This is a genomic window from Sphingomonas sp. PvP056 (assembly GCF_040549155.1).
GTDB lineage: Bacteria > Pseudomonadota > Alphaproteobacteria > Sphingomonadales > Sphingomonadaceae > Sphingomonas.
Genome location: NZ_JBEPST010000011.1, coordinates 1 through 17,084 on the forward strand (window position 1 = coordinate 1; position 17,084 = coordinate 17,084).

Sequence of the window (17,084 nt, forward strand, 5' to 3'; positions counted from 1 at the left end):
GCCCGTGATCGCGGGCAGTGTTAATCGCCCCCTCTTTCGCGACAGCCGGCTTTGGCCGGAAACCGGCAAACATGCCCTTGGCCTTGTCGCGCACCTTCTCGACCATCTGGCGTGCGAGTTCCGGGAACCGGATCTCGCGCCGATCGGCGAACGCCCGCGCCTGATCCTGCTCGGGCTTAGCGTAATCGCCCGCCATGTCCTTGCCGCGTTCGCGCGACAGAGCGCGAACAAGCTGGCGCTGGTCGGTGAAGTCGTCGCGGCCATAGTGAAGCTGCACGTCGTCGCGGTGCCGCGACATGCCGACATAGGCGCTGTGGCGGTCCATGCCCGGAGTGGCGAGGACATGGGCGCGATCGACCGTCACGCCTTGGGATTTGTGGAACGTCGCCGCATAGCCGTGATCGACATGGGCATAATCCTTGGTGTCGAACGCGACCCCGCGCCCGTCATCGAGGCGCACCGCCATGCCCTCGGGCGATACCCGCTCGATCGTCGCCAGCGTGCCGTTCTTGACCCCCATGCCGCGCTCGTTGCGAAGGAACATGATGCGGTCGCCGGTCGCGAACTGCCGCTCGCCGCGCTCGGCCTTCACCGTCACGTCATCGCCAAGGTCGCCGCTCGCGCGCAACCGGTCGCGCGCCTCGCCATTGAGGCTCTGCACCTCGGCGTTGGTGTGGGTGAGGATGATGCGGCTCTTGCCCGGCTCGGTCTGGCGCGCGCGATCCCAACCATCGACCAGCGCGCCCCGCGCCGCCTCGCGCGTGTCGGCCGCGTGGACCGTGCCCTTGCCGTCATAGGCGTGGATCGCCTCGCCGGTGCGCCCGGTCGCCAGCGCACGTGTGGCGTCGCGCTGCCAGTCCTCGCGCTGCCGGCGTATCTCGGTGATCTCGGCCGCGCCGTGCCGCTCGGTGACGCTGCGGAACGCCGCGCCCGCCTCGATCGCCTGCAACTGCTCAGGATCGCCGACCATCACGACCTTGGCCCCAGCATCGCGTGCCTGGGACAGCACCCGCTCCATCTGGCGCGAGCCGATCATGCCAGCCTCGTCCACTACCAGCACGTCCTTGGGGCCTAGCTGCTCGCGGCCCTGCCCCCATGCGTGTTCCAGGCTAGCGATGGTGCGGGACTGGATGCCCGATCCGCCCTCAAGGTTCTCGGCCGCAATGCCCGACAACGCCGCGCCGCGAACCGTGTAACCCTGCCCCTCCCATGCCTCGCGCGCCACGCCAAGCATCGCCGACTTGCCGCTGCCGGCATAGCCGACGACGGACGCCAGCCCCGCGTCGCCGGTCACATGATCGAAGGCGTCGCGCTGCTCGCCCGACAGGACAAGGCCACGCCCCTCGGCCGCGCCGATCGCGACGTCACGATGCCGATCGGCGACGCCATGCTCGCCCCGGCCCGCCAGATCGTCGCCGGCACGCTCAAGCCGGTTCTCCACCGCAATCATGTCGCGCGACGTGAACCGCTCCTGGTCGCGTCCATCCTTCCCCAATGCGACCAGCTCAGGGCTGGCGCGCACCGCCCCCATCACCTGGTCGAACTGCTCCTTGCCGTCGCTGTGCCGGAACGCGAACGTCGCAAGGTCACGGACGGTGAACGTGGCCTGCTGCCGCGTGAGGGCGTCCAGCGCGACATTGGGATCGGCGATGATCTTCTCGCCGTTCTCACGAGCGATGCGCGTGTGATCCTCGATCCGCTCCGCCTCAAGCCCCTGCTCCGGACGACGCGATGCGGCCGGGCCGATCTTGTGCTGCGGCTCCAGCCCGATCCCCTGCGCCTCGTAACTGCGGTGGTCGATGCGACCCTCAATCCCCAGCTCGGCCATGCGCTCGTTAACGTGAGCGCTCCACGCCTCGCGCCAGTCCTTCAAAAGCTCGGTCGAGTTCCAGTCGCGGTTCTTCTTCCCGAACCCCTCCAGCCCCACGTCGCGCATCGCAAGCATGACATGCGCGTGCGGCTTGGGCGTGCCGTCCTTCGCCTTGTCCCAATGCACGTTCAGATCAGCGACCATCCCGCGATCGACAAACTGCTTCTTCACGAAATCGCGTGCGAGCTGGACGCCCTGCTTCTCGTTCATCTCACGCGGAATCGAGAACTCCACCTCACGGGCAAGCTGCGCGTCCTTGCGCTTCTCGCCTGCCTCAACCTCGTTCCACAGCGTCGTGCGATCGTTTAAACGCTCTGGTGCGCCCTCCGGCAACATCACCTCGGAGTGAATCACGCCCGCCTTGTTGCTGAAGTCGTGATCGCGGTTCAACCGATCGTCGTGCAGCTCAGATGCGGAACGATAGGCGGCGCTCGCGACGGCGCTCGATCCGTTTGCGCGGCTCACAACTTTGGCGGAGAAATGATAGATCGCCATGACGCTCCGCACACTGCCCTACTTAGCGCACGTCGGCAACGACGTATAAGCGCGCACTCACAATCTGCTTCGCATCTTCTGACTGACCTGCTGTACCTTCCTGCTCGTTCTGACTTTACCCTCACGCTGGGTGCGCTAAGATGCTGCTGACCGATACGCGGAAGGGCGATAGTGATGCGGAAGGTTCGCGATTACGATGCCGAGCTGAAGGCGCTGGGTGACAAGGCCCGTGCGCTCAAGGCTAAACGGGTCGAACAGCTCGGCCAGCTCGTTGCCGCCACAGGTGCCGATGCACTCGATGCGGAAACCCTCGCCGGTGTTCTGCTCGATGCGATCGGATCGAAGGATACGGATGCGAAGGAGGCATGGCGTGCGAAGGGCGCTGCCTTCTTTCAGCGGCGCGGGCGCAAGGGTAGTGGCGCTGCTCCAATCAACGGATCGGGCGCTGCGACTGAACCGGGCGGCGACGCTACGGACGGAAGCGGCGGAACGGCGAACGGATAGCAGGGGCTGGGTCGTGCAACGTCGCGAACGAACGCGTCACCTGATTGAGCTGGGCGGGCTGGTTCAGAAAGCCGGGCTGGTCGATCTGACCGACGACGATCGCGCCACCCTCTACGGCGCGCTGCTCGATCTCGCCGGGCGTGGTCGTGGCGATGATGCCGGCGACGTGCTGGCACTGTGGAAAAGACGCGGAAAACGCGCGTTCGATGCGGAAAGCGAAACGACGGAGACGAGCTGATGGCAGGCGATGATAACTCGGAATGGCTGATGCGCGGGTCTGCGGCTGCGACGATCATCTATAACGATCCTGTCTGGGCAGAACAGGAATACGCCATGCAGCGTGGGGAGCGTATGCGAGGTGATTTCGATCCCCCTGTCTCCACACACCTGGTCGATGCGCTACGCGCCCGTTGGGCCGAAGCGAGCGCGCTCTGCGGCCGCATCGCGACCGAGGGATGCGACACACTCCCCGTGAATGCCAATCCTGACGCTTGGGACGCGATCGACGGCGACATGCTCATCGCCGGGCGTTACGCCCGCGATCACGGTATCCGGTGGGTGCCGCGGGCGCTGCTGGCCGATTATCAGGTGCTGCTCGCCACACCGCTGCCCGGCTCGGCCGACCTGAAAGCCGCGTGATGGCGGATTTTGATATCGAGGCGATCCGCCGCCAGGTCCGCGCGATGGATTTTGTACGCGGCACGCCAACGGAAATCGCGATGTGGCATGAGGACATGGCGGACTCGCGCGCCAACCTGATCATTGAGGACATGATCCCGACGCCCAACGACGATGCGTTTTTCGCGATGATGCTGGACGAGGGCGTGCCCCCTCCCCTGGTCTCGCAAATCCTGCTCCGGCTGCTCGATCATCCCGACGCCGACCGGTCCCTGCCGGTCACGCCGATGGCGGCGCACTGATGCCCCGGCGACGGATCAGCCCACTACTCGCGGTCTTCGTCGCCTTCGTGGTGCTGATGGCGAGCAACGCCTGGCTCAAGGGCATCTTCGGTTATGGCGAGATCGCGACCGACATTCCGTTCCTGCTGGCCGGAGCGATCCTATTCCTGGCTTGGCGCTTCAACCGGCGTGCCGCCAACCAGCACAACGATCTGCTCGGCTCCGCACGTTTCGGTGACCGTGCCGACGTGCGGAAGCTGGAAGCGAACGGAGATCTTCTGATCGGCCGCTCGGCGAAGTCGGGAAAGCTGCTGCATTACGACGGCGCGGCGCATCTCCTGACGATGGCACCCACCCGCTCGGGCAAAGGCGTGGGTACGATCATTCCCAACCTGCTGCTGCTCGACCGCTCGGTGATCTGCATCGACCCCAAGGGCGAGAACGCCCGTGTCACCTCCCGCGCGCGTGCCGCCAAGGGCCAGGTCTGGTGCCTCGATCCATTCGGCGTGTCGGGTCAGCCCCCTGCCCGCTACAATCCGCTCGACCGGCTCGATCCCGCCAGCCTCGATCTCGCGGAAGATGCCAACACCCTCGCCGACGCGCTGGTGCATGACGCGCCGGGGCAATCGGGCGAAGCCCACTGGAACGAGGAAGCCAAGGCTCTGATCGCCGGGCTGATCCTACACACCGTCATCCACGAACCTGCCGATCGCCGCGTGTTGGCGACGGTACGCGACAAGTTGACGCTCGCCCCCGCCGGCTTTGCCGCGCTGCTGGCCGATATGCAGGACAGCGTCGGCGCCGGTGGCCTGATCGCCCGCGCCGCCAACCGCCAGCTCGGCAAGTCCGATCGCGAAGCAGCAGGCGTCCTGTCTTCGGCGCAGCGCCATACCCACTTTCTCGACAGCCAACGCATCGTCGCCAGTACGGCCGCGTCCGATTTCACCTTCGCGGGGCTGAAGGACACGACAGCCACGGTGTTCCTGTGCCTGCCGCCCGATCGGCTCGATACTTATGCCCGCTGGCTGCGGCTGCTGGTGAGCCAGGCCGTCACCGACATGGCCCGGTCCACCGCCCGCCCTGCCCGGCCTGTTCTGTTCCTGCTCGATGAGTTCGCCGCGCTCGGCCGCCTCGAACCTGTCGAGCGCGCAATGGGGCTGATGGCGGGTTACGGCCTCCAGCTCTGGCCGATCCTTCAGGACATGCATCAGCTCAAAGCCACCTATGGCGAACGCGCCGGCACGTTCATGTCCAACGCCGGCGTAATCCAGACGTTCGGGGTCAACGATCATGCGACCGCCGACATGCTCTCGCGCACGATCGGCGACACGACGATCGAATACGATACCGTCAGCACGTCACGCGGTACGGGCTGGGGCGAAAATCGCGCCGGGCCTTCGGAGAGCGTCAGCGGGCACGTTTCGGCCCGCCGGCTCGCCACGCCAGACGAAATCATGCGGATGCGGCCCGATCAACTCCTGCTGCTGCGCCAGGGTGAACACCCGCTCGCAGTCGAGAAGATCCGTTATTACGATCAACGCGAGTTCACCGGCCTGTTCGATCCTGCGTGACGATGCGCGAAAGGTGAGTTTTGGGGTAGCGCCTCACCTTCCGAAGGTGACGGAGCTGGTGATCGGATTGACGATCTACGAAACCGATCGCGAAGGAGCTGATTTAAGCACCAACAGCGAGGTTCGGTGCTGCAAGGGTGCGGATCGTGGCAAAGCCCTCTTCCCTGCCCTCATGGCGCTCTTGGTCGGCTCTGGCGTAGTATCTGGTCGCCAGCTCGCCTTTCTTCTTTTTCCGCTAAGCACGCGGCGTTTGCGCCGCTCTGGTGACAGCGCAGCCGGCACGAGACGAATAGTGCATCGGCCATTAGGCCGATTCCATTTGCCTATTCTGACGGTGGTTATCCACAGGCTCGCCACCCCAAAGCTCACCTTTCGCCGTTCAGATTCTCTAATTCTTCTGATTCAAGATTCAGAGCCCTGAAAGGTCCGTATTTCTGCCGAAAAATGACTCCAACAGTGAGCGTTGGGGTCGATTCGCGTGAGTTTCGGGGTAGCATGCGGTGAGCTTTGGGGTCGGTAAAAGTGAGTGTTCGGGCAGGGTCCAGTGAGTGTTGGGGTACCCCAATGGTTGGGTTAAAAGGATCGGTGAGTTTTGGGGTATCCGCCTCTCTACTCCACGGGGGAGCTGAAACATTTGCCTAGCTCACTTTTCGTGATTAGGGTGAGTTGGTAAGTTCCTCTAGCTCACCGTTGGTCAAGCCTATGTCGCAACCTGCCGTGGTCGATATGACATTCCGCACGCTGGCCCAGAAGGGACGTGGAAATCCTTTTGATCCCGCCAACTACGGTGAAATCGTCAAGCCCGGCGAGTTGGTCGATATTGTAGAGCTAAGCCCCCTCACCCTCGCGGATCGCCGTATCTACAACCTGCTGATCGCCAATGCCTGGGAACGCATTGGCGAGCCGATCATCCATCGCATTGCGAAATCCGGACTGAAAGGGACGCACCAAGGCAACGAGCGCATAGAGAGTTCACTGCTGCGCCTCATGGGCACCATCGCGATCGTCACGATCCGCAAGGATGGCAAGAGCTACAAGCGCCGTGTCCAGCTGCTCGGCCCAAGTGATGAAAGCCTCGAAAAGGACGGCTTCCTTCACTATCGTATCCCAGAAGAGCTGATCGAGATACTGCGGAACAGTCAGGTTTATGCCCGTCTCAAGACGCAGGTAATGTATTGCTTCGAGTCAAAATACGCACTTTGTCTCTATGAAATGATCGAGCGGCGCATTGGTCTCGAATACAAACAGAAAGAGGAGTTTACGATCGAAGAGCTGCGCGGCCTGCTTAACGTGCCTGAAGGTAAACTCGAACGCTTCGCTGATATGAACAAATATTGTCTGAAGGTGGCTGTCGAGGAAATTAACAAGCTTTGCCCCTTCTATGTCGATTTCACGCCGATCAAGAACGGGCGCAAGGTCGAACGGGTGGCACTCCACTGGTTCCCAAAAACGTCCAGCGGCAAGCGCGACGCACAGAACCTGATCGACCAGCACAGCATTGTACGACGGGCAAAGCTGCGCGGCGGAATTCCCGAACTGCCCGTGCTGGTAGATTTCAGCGCGTCGGCCCAAAGGTGAGCCGCTACCCCAAAACTCACCGATAGGCTTTGCTACCAACCTCTACATGCCAGACACGTGTTCACGTTCCATCGTGTTCTCGTGCTATCATGTTCACATGCCAACAAGTGGGCTGGCGGATTCCGGGGTGCCCGTTACAGATGCCGGGCATTCACCCAGCCCTTGCATGTTCCACTCGGGACGGATCATTCGGATCGCCCCCTCTTCGGGGTCGGTACATAGAACGGACCCAGATATACGTTAAGCGCCCTCATCCGGGTTCAGGCGGCGCAAATCACCCGTTTGTCGCGCATCTGCGATGGCGACAGGGTTTTCCGTCATCCCTAGTACCTAGCGACGACTTTTGGGACAAAGCCGTCGTAGCAAGTCCAGCCACATCGCGACGATCTACGGGAAAGGCTGTCTGGCGCTCGGCGCCTTTCGCGCGACGGCATGGTGATCGCTCCACCGCCGTCTAGAAAGGGATAGGCTATCGAAAGAGTCTGGGTGACATCGCCCAGCAAAACGATCGATTTCGCTACTGATTTCATCATGGTAGGCCGCTTGCATGACCGCATCCGATCGCGCCGAACAGAATCTGATCCTCCGCTGTCCGGAGCCGCTCAATGCGGAAACGCCCCCGGATAAACTGATCACGTCCTTCCTGACGCCGCAGGCGAACTTCTACATCCGCAGTCACGGACCAACGCCGGAACTGGCCGACGATCATCGTATAGCGCTGGACGGCTTAGTCGACCGCCCGCGCTCCTACACGGTTGCCGAACTTCAAACGGCATTTGCGACCCGGACAGTGACCGCGACCATGCAGTGCGCCGGCAATCGTCGGGCACATCTTCAAGACGTGGAAAAGACTTCGGGCGATCCCTGGGACGTGGGCGCGATTGGCAATGCGGCGTGGACCGGCGTCGCACTGTGCGACGTGCTCGCCGCAGCCGGCATCCAGGACGGCGCGTCGTTCGTCGGCACTACGGGGGCCGACAACGTGGATGTCGATGGTGAGACGGCACCGTTCGGTGCCTCGATCTCGATCGCCAAGGCGCTAGAGCCCGACGTGCTGATCGTCTGGGCCATGAATGGCGAGGCGCTGGCCCCCGAACATGGCGCACCGCTGCGGCTCGTCGTGCCGGGTTATGCGGGCGTTCGTAGCGCCAAGTGGCTGACGCGCATCGAGGTGCGCGATCGCCCGTCCGATGCGCCGATCCAGGCTAAGGACTACAAGCTCTTTCCGGCGTCGGTAGCGAAGGAGGACGCAGACTGGGATCGGGGTCTGACTATCGAGGAGATGCCGCTCAATGCTGCGATCTGCGCGCCGGTGGACGGCGCGCATGTCAGCGCCGGCGCGTGCGAAATCGCGGGTTATGCGGTCGCCTTCGGCCGAGCGGTCACCCGCGTCGAGGTCTCCGTCAATGGCGGCACCGACTGGCTGCAGGCGGAACTGACTGCAAAACCCGATGCGCCTTGGAGCTGGACGCAGTGGCACGTCACGGTCGATCTGTCTCCCGGACTCCACGTCCTGATCGTGCGCGCCGTTGACGGTGCCGGGCAGATGCAGCCCGAACGGCCCGAGCCGATCTGGAACTTCGCCGGCTATCTCTCGACTGCCTGGCATCGCATCGCCGTTACCGCTGGCTGATGGACGCGCCGCACGACGCCGATCGGGCCCATGCGAAGCTGGCGGAGAGCGCGAGCAAGCTGAAGGACAGCGCAGTCCAGCAGGTGGACAGCGCCGACCGTCGCACAGAGCTTGCCGCGGACCGCACAATCCTCGCCGGCGAACGCACCTATGCTGCCTGGGTGCGTACCGGACTGGCGGCGCTCGCTTCCGGTATCGGCGCGCGCGCGCTGCTCAAGGACGTCGTGTTCCCGTGGCTGGCGACGGCGACCGGGACCATGCTGATCTTGTTCAGCGCCTTTTGCTTCGCCGCTGCGGTGTGGCGAGAGATGGGCGCAGGCGCCCCGCCGCCACGACCGGACATCAAGCGCCTGCCAGCGACGTTGCTCCTAGTGATGAACGGGTTTCTCATGCTCGTGTCACTGGCCGCGCTCGTCGGCATCTGGACGGCACGCTCGTAGCAGCCATCCCTAGGTTTGCTGCGAACCGATCAGACCCCGCAGCGCATCCGCGGCTTTCGTGCGGTATCGCCCCCTTGTGACGAAGCCCGAAAACGACGTGGGCCAAAGCCGATCGGTCCCGCATGCAGCGTACCCGGGGTCGGTACATATAACGGGCTCAGATAGACGCTGCCGACTGGCCGGTCCGAGCATTTGCCCGACCAACATGCCCATTGACGGTTGGGGCAAACGTCTAATAGATCGACTTTGGCAATGGATTTCTGCCGGGCAATTTGGCCGAACCGCTCTGATAAGAGCTGATGATTCCTACTTGGCGCCTTCAGGCAGCAAGGAGGAATTGTGCGCGCTACCTTTCGCAATCTCGTCGGCACGCTGAACGTCGCGGCATTCATGCGCGATCGTCACGACCATGCGATCTCTGTCCTGCGCTGGGCGCTGATCTTGCTGCCCATGGCGGCACTCGTCGGGACGCTATGTGCGGCGTTCCTGCTGAGTCTCGATACCGTTACGCGACTGCGGTTTGCATCGCCTTGGCTGCTCTATCTGCTACCGGTGGGCGGGTTCGTTGTCGGATTCCTCTACCATGTCACCGGGCGCACAGTGGAAGGCGGCAACAGTCTGATCGTCGAGCAGGTCCACGAGCCTGGCGGCGGGGTGCCTCTGCGGATGGCGCCGCTCATCTTCTTCGGCACAGTGGTGACGCATCTTTTCGGTGGCTCGGCCGGACGTGAGGGCACCGCCGTCCAATTGGGTGGAAGCCTTGCCAGCGGTTTCGGCCGCGCGCTCCGCCTCGATGCGGGCGGCACGCGCATCCTGTTGATGACGGGTATCGCAGCCGGGTTCGGCGCGGTCTTCGGCACGCCGATCGCAGGCGCGGTCTTCGCGCTCGAAGTGCTGGCGATCGGCCGCGTTGAATATTCCGCGCTAGTGCCTTGCCTCGTTGCAGCGCTAGTCGGCGATTGGACGTGCCTCGCCTGGGGTATCCATCACGGTGTCTACCCGATCGGTGCGTTGATACCGGTCGATGCGCTGCTCGTGACGAAGGCGGGTATTGCGGGGATCATATTCGGACTGGTCGGTTTGGCCTTCGCCGAAGCCAACCACGTGGTCGGGGGATGTCTGAAGCGGATCGTCCCCTATGGTCCGCTACGTCCAGTGATCGGCGGGGTCGTCGTTATCGCGCTCGTCTTCCTGTTCGGCACGCGCGACTATCTAGGCCTGGGTGTCCTGGCAGCGAGGCCCGAGAGCCTTACCATCGCCAGCTTCTTCGGACCAGACACGCATCCGTGGAGTTGGGCGATCAAGCTGCTGTTTACTGTCGTCACGCTCGGTGCGGGTTTCAAAGGCGGTGAAGTCACGCCGTTGTTCTTCATCGGCGCGGCGCTCGGTAACGCGCTGGCGCCTTTCTTGGACGTACCGACGGGCCTGTTCGCCGCGATCGGCTTTGTTGCGGTCTTTGCCGGGGCTGCCAATACCCCGCTCGCCTGCACCTTCATGGGGATTGAACTGTTTGGCGCCAGCTATGCGGTGCCGATCGCCGTCGCCTGTTTCGTGGCCTATCTCTGCTCGGGCCACAATGGCATCTACCTGTCGCAGCGCGTTGCGATACCCAAGGTGCCCGCGAACGGCCTCGCGCCCAATGCAACACTGCGCGAGACACGTACACGCCGCACAGCACTTCGCGCGCAGAACCGCGTGTCGTGAGTGATGGGCTTAGCCTGATCCCCCCGATACGTCGGGCGCAGCCTTCGGATCGGGGTCTTGCGCCTTGCCCTTCGCGGCGCCCGGCTGCTTTGCGCTCATGGCGGTCAGATAAGCGACGATCGCCGGCACGTCAGCCTGTGCAACAGGAGCCTTGTAGACCTCGCGCATCTTGGTGACCTCCGCGGTCCACTGATCGGAGGAGAGTGGCGGCTGGTTCAGCGCCATGCTCGCCGAATGACACGAGGTGCAGTTGGCGTTGATGACGTCGGCATGCGGGCCGGCGGGATATTGCCCTTCGTCGGTCGGGAGATCGACCGAGGTGGACGCCAGCGAGAAGCCGCGCGCCGAAACGCTTGGCGGCGGTGGTGCGGTCGGGGCGGCAGGCGGCGGGGCGATGCGGCTGTTCGGGGCACCGATCGCGAGTAGAAGAACGACGGTCGCGCCGACGAACCCGAACGACAGCGTGCCGATGGAAGGCGTTTTCATGGGGGAGCGCTCCTCAGCCGACGACGATGTTGGTGGTTTCGATGTTGCCGCGCATGAACCCGCCCGGGTTCCAGATCGGCGTCATCGGCTGCGCGATGCCGGCGGTGTTCCAGCAGCGCGACATCAGTCTGGTCGGGCCCGCATGGCTGAGCGGCACCTGCGCATCCCAGCGGCGGAAACTGTATTTGCCGTGATCGGGGCCAAGCGTCGTCTTGTACCAGCTCTTGCCGTTGTCGGTCGACACATCGACCTTGGCGACGCCGCAATCGCCGCCCATCGCGATGCCGCCCAGCGGGATTGACCGGTCAAACGCGATCACCTGCCCTTCGTCGAGGCTCGTGACCCAACTGCGCGGGATCATCTTGTTGATCGGGACGGCCGGGAAATCCTTCTGGCCAGGCCGCACGTTCGCGCCTGGAGTGTCAGGGATCTTGTACGCCTTGGCCATCCAGTAACCGTCGTCGGGCGCGGCAAGCACCTCGATGTCGTTCAGCATCTTGACCCAATAGGTCGAATACCAGCCGGGTACGATCAGTCGGACCGGGAAGCCGTTGAGGAGCGGCATCTGTTCACCGTTCATCCCGAAGGCGAGCATCACTTCGCCGTCGCGTGCGTGGTCGATCGACAGCGACTTGGCAAAATCCGGTCCACCCGCGACCACCGGCTGGTCGAGCGCACCGAACCGCACCGCGACCGCGCCCGGCTTCACGCCGGCGATATCGAGCACGTCGCGCAGGCGCACGCCGAGCCATTTGGCGTTGCCCATCGCCCCGTGACGCCACTGCGCACCGGCAACAGGGGGCTGGAACAGCGCACGCGAATTGCCCGAGCATTGGTTGATCGCCGCCAGCTCGACGCGTGGCAACTTCAGCAGTTGCGCGAGCGAGATCGACAGCGGCCGCGTGACCGCGCCGTGCACCTTGATCCGGAACGCCTCGACATCGATCGCGGTCGGAATGTCGGCCCAGTGCCAGCGGACGAAGAACTGGTCGTTCGGTGTGAAGACGTCGCCATTGAACACGCTCATCGGCGTTTCCAGCAGCGGCGGGTGGATCCGCTGGAGGATCATGCTGCCCTTGCCGGGGAACGCACTGGTTATCGGCCGTTCCGATGGGCCACCCGGAAGATGCAGGTCGACCATGCTCTGCGCCAGCGCGGGTGCGGCGATCAGCGCGCCGCTGCCGATCGCAGCCTCTGCGAGAAAGCGACGGCGGTTCGTCGCCTGCGCCAGTTTCATATCCAGGCTGTCCACCAGCATTCTCCCTTCGATGTCATGCTCTTATGCGCGATCCGTCCGACGGTCTGCCCGGTACGGGTCGATCGGATGGGCCGGTTCGATCCGGCAGGACGATCAGTTCGGCCCATCAATTGGCTTGGGCGATGCAGGGCGACACGAACAGGTTTCCGCGCCAGCCGCCTGCGACCGTCTTGGCGCCGACCAGCAGCCACATCGCTGCGAGCGCGATGGTGAGGATGGTGCCGACGATCCCGAAAAAGCCGAGCTGGAGCGTCGTGCCGAGCTTGAAGGTGGCGACAGTGTAGACGCCGAGCGGGAAGGTGTAGCCCCACCAGCCAAGGTTGAACGGGATACCCGCGCGCCAGTAGCGGATCGTGATCAGCGTCGCGAGCGCCAGCCACCACAGGCCGAAGCCCCAGAGCAACAGCCCGGCGATCGTGCCGATCCCCTGCGCTACCGCGCCGATCTGGCCGAGGCCGTTGGCGGCGAGGATCGCGGGCGCGTCGCTACCGAGCACCAGCATCCCGAGCGCACCGGTGCCGATCGGACCGAGCGCGAGCCAGCTCGAGGCGGCCATGCTCTCGTGCGGCAGCTTGTGGAGAGCCATCCGCAGGATCAGGATCGCGAGAATGCCGAACGCGACCGGCACCGAATAGGCCCACAGGACATAGGAGGTCGCCAGCACCACGAACTGATGATGGGCGTCCGCCAGATGCGGTGCGAGCAGGCCTCCGCTCGCGCCTGCGACCTCGGCCGCGACCACTGGCAGGAGCCACACCGCGGTCATGCCGTCGAGCGAATGTTCGTGCCGGGTAAACATGAGGTAGGGGATCGCTACACCGCAGGCGAGCGACATCGCGACGTCGATCCACCACAATGTCTCGGCGATCGGGATCACGCCGGCGCCGAACCGCGGCAGGCCGAACGCCAGGAACCCGTTGATGATCGTCGCGAGGCCCATCGGGATCGTACCGATGAACATCGATACGGTGTTGTGCCCGAAGATCCGCCGCGCCTCGTGCCCGAACATCGTCCAGCGCGCGGTGTAGAGCCCGGCGAACAGCGTGAAGAGCGCGATGTTGAAATACCACAATGCCTCGCCGACCGGGTGCAGCGACGTGCCGACGCCCGGCACCTGCGGTAAGGCCAGCGCCAGGATACCGGTGCCCATGGTCGCGGCGAACCAGTTGGGCGTGAACTGCCGGATCATCTCGCGCGGTGAGTCGAGCCGGCTGAGCGGCTTCAGGCCATCAAGAACGGGTTTCAGATCGGCGGTCACTTGCCAGTCTCCTTGATGAGATCGGTCAGCGCATCGGCCGCCCGGGTACGATAGCGCTCTTTGTGCCGCAGCGCGTAGAACGGACGCCGCGGCAGACCGAGCGGCAGATCGTGCAACGTTCCGGCCGCGATTGCAGGTGCGACGACATGCTGCGACAGGACCGCGACGCCTGCGCCAGCCTCGACCGCGCTACGTACCGCCTCGTTCGACGGCAGGGTCAGCGCGGTGGTGAGGTCCGACGGATCGACGCCGCGCTGGCGCAACACCTCCTCGAACGACGAGCGCGTGCCCGATCCCTGTTCGCGGACGATCCAGCGCGCGGCGCGGATCCAGTCCTCGTCGATCGTGTCGGCTGCGCGATCGCTTACCAGCACCATGCGGTCGTTCGCGACCGTCCAATGCGCGAGCGCGGGCTCGTCGATCACACCCTCGACGAAGCCGAGCTCGACCGCACCGTCGAGCACGCGCGCCGCGGCCCCCTCGGTGTTGTCGATCGCCAGTTCGATTGAGATCGCGGGGTAGCGCGCATGGAACGCCGCCAGCTGGCGGGGCAGCCAATAGCCTGCGATCGTCTGGCTTGCGACCAGCCGCAGTGTGCCGCGCTCCAGTCCTGCATATTCGGCCAGTGCAAGTTCCGCGCTGGCGGCACGGCCAAGCACTGCGCGCGCGTCGACCAGAAACATGCGGCCCGCTTCGGACAGTTCGATCCCGCGGCCGACCCGGTGGAACAGCGGCACGCCGTGCCGAGCTTCTAGCGCGGCGATGGCAGCGCTTGCGGCTGACTGCGTCACATTGAGCGCTTCGGCAGCGCGCGTCATGTGCTCGCGCTCTGCGACACCGACGAAAATCCTGAGTTGTTCGAGGGTCATGCCCGATCTCCTTGCCCCAATGATAGGGAAAGGAGATCAATCGCACCAACCAAAGATTACAGTCATTCCAATCAGATATACCGATCGTTCATTTCAGAATGTCGATAACCGCCTCACGTTCATCGACCAGTTCGGCAATCGTGCGATCGAGCATCGATCGCTGGAACGGATCGAGGGTCAGGCCTTCGATACGCGCATACCCACCGCTCATGCAGTGCACCGGCACGCCGCACACCAGTCCTTGCGGGATACCGTAGGAGCCATCTGACACCACGCCCATCGACACCCAATTATCGCCTGCGCCGTGCACCCAGTCGCGCAGATGGTCGATCGCTGCATTTGCGGCCGACGCGGCCGAGGACGCACCCCGTGCTTCGATGATCGCGGTTCCGCGCTGCGCAACGGTGGGGATCAGGGTTTCGCGGTACCAGGCCTCGTTTCCGATACGGTCGGCAAGCTTTTGGCCATCGAGTTCGGCATTCCCCCAGTCGGCAAACATCGTCGGCGAATGGTTTCCCCAGACGACGAGCTTTGTAATCGCATCGACACCTACACCCGCCTTGGCCGCAAGCTGTCCCTGCGCGCGGTTGTGATCGAGGCGGATCATCGACGTGATGTTTTCGGCAGGAAAACCCGGTGCGCTTTGCGCAAGAATCCAGGCATTTGTGTTGGCGGGATTGCCGACGACCAGGATCTTGGCGTCACGTTTGGCCACTGCGTCCAATGCTGCGCCCTGCGTCTTGAAGATCGCTGCGTTGGCAGCGAGCAAATCACGGCGCTCCATGCCCTTTGAGCGGGGACGAGACCCAACCAGCATGGCCGCATCGATGTCCTTGAAAGCCACCATCGGATCATCAGTAATGATCACACCTGCCAGTAGCGGGAACGCGCAATCCTCCAGTTCCATGACCACGCCGCGTACGGCGTCCATAGCCTGCGGCACGTCGAGCAGTTGAAGGATAACGGGCTGGTCCGGTCCGAACACGTCACCCTGCGCAACCCGGAAGAGCAGCGAATAGCAAATTTGTCCTGCGGCACCGCTGATCGCGATCCTGACGGGGGGCTTGGTCATTTCAGAAAGGGCTTTCCTTGGGAAATTACAGACGGTGTAAGACCGATCAACGCGCCGCCACGGCAAGCGCCGCATCGCGCCCGGATGGCACCAGATTGGCGAGACCTTTTCCTGATCGCACGGCACCAGGAACGTAGATCAGGCTTTGCGCATCCGTACTGATAGGGATTGTCGACACGGTGGTGTACGTCAGCGTGTCGATCCCAGCGACCTTGTTGGTTCCGGCCAGGCTGGCATAGATTCTCGTACCATCGCCCGACGGCCAAACCGCACTTGGAGCCGCTTGTAGCGGGACGGTTGCCACAGCCTCCAGGCTGTCGGTTCTATAGACCTTGATTGCAGGTTGATCGCCGCCAATGCTGACATAGGCAAAGGAATCGTCCGCGCGCTGGGCGAAGTTGACCGCGCCCGTTGCTGGACCAGTGTTTATCACTTCGCGTACCGCAAACGGCGGTTTGGCAGCAAAAACCGTGGTCGTGCCGCTCTCGCGGCGTGTTGCCCAAATCTGTTTGCCATCTGGCGAGACCGCGATTGCTCCCTCACCTGCACCGTTGCTGGCAACGTGTCCGACGACGCGCCGATGCTCGACGTCGACAACCAGGATGGACGGCCTTTCAGTAAGCGATACAAAGGCATAGCGTCCGTTTGGCGACAGGATGGTCGCGCCCGCTCCGCCACTTGCTGGTACGCGGGTGATCTCCCGCGCGGTCTTAGGATCCACGACCGCGATGGCATGTTCATCGCCGAGCGAAACCCAGAGTTCGTGCCCATTGGGCGTAAACGCGACGGCGGTAGGCGACGTCTGGAACACGGTCCGGCCTCGTTCCGTGTTCGTGGCCAGATCTACGAGCGTCACACTGTGCTGCGCTAATGCCGATACCGCCAGGGTCCGCCCGTCACGCGTTGCAGCCAGGTGCTGGACTTTGGGGCTGGAAAAGCTGGGCTCAGCTATCGCGCTTTTGGTGAGGTCGATGCGTCCCAGTTCGTTGCCCGCTGCAGGATCGATGACAACGATCTTTGTCGATGTCGGGTCAGACACATAGATCCGGTCATGATGACTAAGGTCGATATCAGCCTTCGACCACGGTGCCTGAACCGCCTTGATATCGCAGGGAAAGTCGTCCGCCGCAGGTGCAGCCCAATAGGCCTGAGCGATCGCCGGGACTGGGGCTACGGAGGCCAACATCGCGGCAACCAGAACGATCGCAGCTTTCATCGTTTGATCCTTATCGCGGATCCGGCGGGTGATCGTGCCAGTCCGATGCCGCTAGATCGACCGATATCTCCCCTGCGTCCAACGCATGGTAACGATGGTTTCAATACGAAAACGCGATCATAGATTGTCTACCGTTCTTTTTAGATGATCAGAACAACCATGCTTATGCGTTGGATCGATGGCTGAGCTGCGATCATTTACGCTGTCACGCTCGGCATTCATCGCTCGCGT

16 protein-coding genes and 1 riboswitch are annotated in these 17,084 nt (G+C 63.5%); of the genes, 9 read left to right on the plus strand and 7 right to left on the minus strand.

Going from position 1 to position 17,084, the window contains the following annotated elements:
- On the minus strand, positions 1-2,365 hold a 2,365-nt coding region (gene traA, locus ABIC17_RS19755), incomplete at its 3' end, for a Ti-type conjugative transfer relaxase TraA (RefSeq protein ID WP_354284870.1).
- Between the two features lie 174 nt (positions 2,366-2,539).
- Here traA and ABIC17_RS19760 point away from each other — a divergent pair.
- The 9 genes from ABIC17_RS19760 to ABIC17_RS19800 all read left to right on the plus strand — a co-directional run bounded on the left by ABIC17_RS19760 (position 2,540) and on the right by ABIC17_RS19800 (position 10,694).
- Positions 2,540-2,869, plus strand: a complete 330-nt coding sequence (locus ABIC17_RS19760) for a conjugal transfer protein TraD (RefSeq protein WP_056677704.1) — start codon at positions 2,540-2,542, stop codon at positions 2,867-2,869.
- A 13-nt stretch (positions 2,870-2,882) separates the two neighbouring features.
- A complete protein-coding gene (locus ABIC17_RS19765) occupies positions 2,883-3,107 on the plus strand; it encodes a conjugal transfer protein TraD (RefSeq protein ID WP_056677708.1) in 225 nt (74 codons plus the stop codon).
- Positions 3,107-3,508, plus strand: a complete 402-nt coding sequence (locus ABIC17_RS19770) for a hypothetical protein (protein WP_056677710.1) — start codon at positions 3,107-3,109, stop codon at positions 3,506-3,508. Before ABIC17_RS19765 ends, ABIC17_RS19770 begins: the two co-directional genes overlap by 1 nt.
- Entirely contained in the window at positions 3,508-3,789 is a 282-nt protein-coding gene (locus ABIC17_RS19775; RefSeq protein ID WP_056677713.1) for a hypothetical protein, read from the plus strand. The genes ABIC17_RS19770 and ABIC17_RS19775 overlap by 1 nt, the downstream gene beginning before the upstream one ends.
- Positions 3,789-5,339: a type IV secretory system conjugative DNA transfer family protein gene (locus ABIC17_RS19780; protein ID WP_354284874.1), complete on the plus strand. Its 1,551-nt coding sequence runs from the start codon at positions 3,789-3,791 to the stop codon at positions 5,337-5,339. Before ABIC17_RS19775 ends, ABIC17_RS19780 begins: the two co-directional genes overlap by 1 nt.
- Before the next feature lie 702 nt (positions 5,340-6,041).
- Positions 6,042-6,917, plus strand: coding sequence for a replication initiation protein (locus ABIC17_RS19785; protein WP_031392895.1), 876 nt, complete (start codon positions 6,042-6,044; stop codon positions 6,915-6,917).
- 547 nt (positions 6,918-7,464) lie between these two features.
- Complete coding sequence (locus ABIC17_RS19790; RefSeq protein WP_031392894.1) at positions 7,465-8,550, plus strand: sulfite oxidase; 1,086 nt, start codon at positions 7,465-7,467, stop codon at positions 8,548-8,550.
- Positions 8,550-8,990 (plus strand): YidH family protein, encoded by a 441-nt coding sequence (locus ABIC17_RS19795; RefSeq protein WP_051916165.1) that lies wholly within the window; start codon positions 8,550-8,552, stop codon positions 8,988-8,990. Before ABIC17_RS19790 ends, ABIC17_RS19795 begins: the two co-directional genes overlap by 1 nt.
- A 239-nt stretch (positions 8,991-9,229) precedes the next feature.
- Positions 9,230-9,306: riboswitch (Fluoride riboswitch) on the plus strand.
- A 23-nt stretch (positions 9,307-9,329) separates the two neighbouring features.
- Positions 9,330-10,694: a voltage-gated chloride channel family protein gene (locus ABIC17_RS19800; RefSeq protein ID WP_354284877.1), complete on the plus strand. Its 1,365-nt coding sequence runs from the start codon at positions 9,330-9,332 to the stop codon at positions 10,692-10,694.
- 9 nt (positions 10,695-10,703) lie between these two features.
- Here ABIC17_RS19800 and ABIC17_RS19805 read toward each other — a convergent pair whose 3' ends face one another.
- The 6 genes from ABIC17_RS19805 to ABIC17_RS19830 form a co-directional block, all read right to left on the minus strand.
- A complete protein-coding gene (locus tag ABIC17_RS19805; protein ID WP_031392891.1) occupies positions 10,704-11,180 on the minus strand; it encodes a hypothetical protein in 477 nt (158 codons plus the stop codon).
- Positions 11,181-11,193: 13 nt separating this feature from the next.
- Positions 11,194-12,438 (minus strand): molybdopterin-dependent oxidoreductase, encoded by a 1,245-nt coding sequence (locus ABIC17_RS19810; protein WP_200910541.1) that lies wholly within the window; start codon positions 12,436-12,438, stop codon positions 11,194-11,196.
- 106 nt (positions 12,439-12,544) lie between these two features.
- The gene (locus tag ABIC17_RS19815; RefSeq protein ID WP_031392889.1) at positions 12,545-13,696 is read right to left on the minus strand and encodes a TDT family transporter; all 1,152 of its coding nucleotides are present in this window, start codon (positions 13,694-13,696) and stop codon (positions 12,545-12,547) included.
- Complete coding sequence (locus ABIC17_RS19820) at positions 13,693-14,565, minus strand: LysR family transcriptional regulator (protein WP_031392888.1); 873 nt, start codon at positions 14,563-14,565, stop codon at positions 13,693-13,695. The genes ABIC17_RS19815 and ABIC17_RS19820 overlap by 4 nt, the downstream gene beginning before the upstream one ends.
- An 88-nt stretch (positions 14,566-14,653) precedes the next feature.
- Entirely contained in the window at positions 14,654-15,637 is a 984-nt protein-coding gene (locus tag ABIC17_RS19825; protein ID WP_031392887.1) for a malate dehydrogenase, read from the minus strand.
- Between the two features lie 46 nt (positions 15,638-15,683).
- Complete coding sequence (locus ABIC17_RS19830; RefSeq protein WP_051916164.1) at positions 15,684-16,853, minus strand: beta-propeller fold lactonase family protein; 1,170 nt, start codon at positions 16,851-16,853, stop codon at positions 15,684-15,686.
- Positions 16,854-17,084: the final 231 nt, after the last annotated feature.